Below are 1360 nucleotides of genomic sequence, written 5' to 3'. Positions count from 1 at the left end.
GAGCTGGGTTAATAACATATCACAGGACAGACAGTATTAGAGTATCTCCTGCTGGCGTTGCAGTTGCAAAAGAGTACATTACAGAAAATTTTGGAGAAGAATATTTTCATCCAAGAACATTCGTAGCATCTGGTGGAGCTCATGAGTGTATCAGACCAACAAGACCAACAGATGCCGATGATTTAAGGTCAATGATTTATACAATGAATTTAACTGGTATTACTAAAGACCATATAAGACTATATGACCTGATTTTTAAACAGTTCATGGCTTCTCAGATGAGAGAAACAGTTGTGGAAAAAACCACTTATAAAGTAATGGCTTTTGATAAAGAAATAGAAATTAGTTTATTCACAAAAATAGTTGAAAATGGATTTAACCTAATTAAACCAATAACAATTCAAAAGCTGTCAGAAGGTAAATATGAGGTGGATAATAAAAAATTCAGTTTAAGACCAAAAGTTCCTTATTATACTTATGCAACTGTTATTCAAGATATGAAAGAAAAGGAAATTGGAAGACCATCAACCTATGCAATAACAATAGAAAAACTTCTTGAAAGGCGTTATATAGTTGAAAGAAACGGTTATCTTTTTCCTACAAAACTTGGAAGAATAGTTTTAAATTTGATAAAAGAAAAAGAAGACTTTTATAAGTTTGTAAATGAAAAATTTACAAGGGAGCTTGAAAATCTCATGGATAAAGTAGAAAATAACGACGCAGACTACAATGAGATTATAAAAAATCTGTTTAATGAAATAGTAAAACATTTTACGAAATATAAAAATAAATAAAAGTAAAAGTGTAAAATTAGCATTCAATAGGGAGGGAGTGGGAACAGTCCACTTGGTTCAGATAAAATAGAGCGTAGCCTAAGGATGTAGACTATCCACACTCACAAAATTTACATCCCACGTAGTTCGGATAAAACTATTATGGGGTGTCAAATAACTGTTAGATTAAAGGTCAACTTTATACCCCATATAGTTCAGATAAAACAAGGTCCTTTATATCCCTTATAAGCTGTCAGGCTTTGAAATTTATACCCCATATAGTTCAGATAAAACGCACAAAAAATGTGCAAAAATCAGGGAACTAACCTCAAAAATATTTATACCCCATATAGTTCAGATAAAACGTTTATAGAAAATAAAAATCAAGATTTTGATGTTGTAGCATTTATACCCCATATAGTTCAGATAAAACCGGGGTAGTCCTGCACAGATGTATTATATCTCAGTGATGATTTATACCCCATATAGTTCAGATAAAACCCTACGTGTCCGCTGCCATGGTAGCGATATTTTTATAATTTATACCCCATATAGTTCAGATAAAACTGAAGTAAATCAGCGACAAA

At 31.8% G+C, this 1360-nt stretch carries 1 protein-coding gene and 1 CRISPR repeat array; the gene reads left to right on the top strand.

From position 1 onward, the window contains the following. A partial coding sequence (locus HG1285_RS01350; RefSeq protein ID WP_008289418.1) for a DNA topoisomerase occupies positions 1-794 on the top strand: 794 nt, incomplete at its 5' end. Positions 795-902: 108 nt separating this feature from the next. After that, a CRISPR array of direct repeats spans positions 903-1340; the repeat unit is 29 nt; unit sequence ATTTATACCCCATATAGTTCAGATAAAAC. Between the last annotated feature and the right edge of the window lie 20 nt (positions 1341-1360).

The organism is Hydrogenivirga sp. 128-5-R1-1 (genome assembly GCF_000171895.1).
This window is presented reverse-complemented; position numbering and strand designations above follow the sequence as displayed.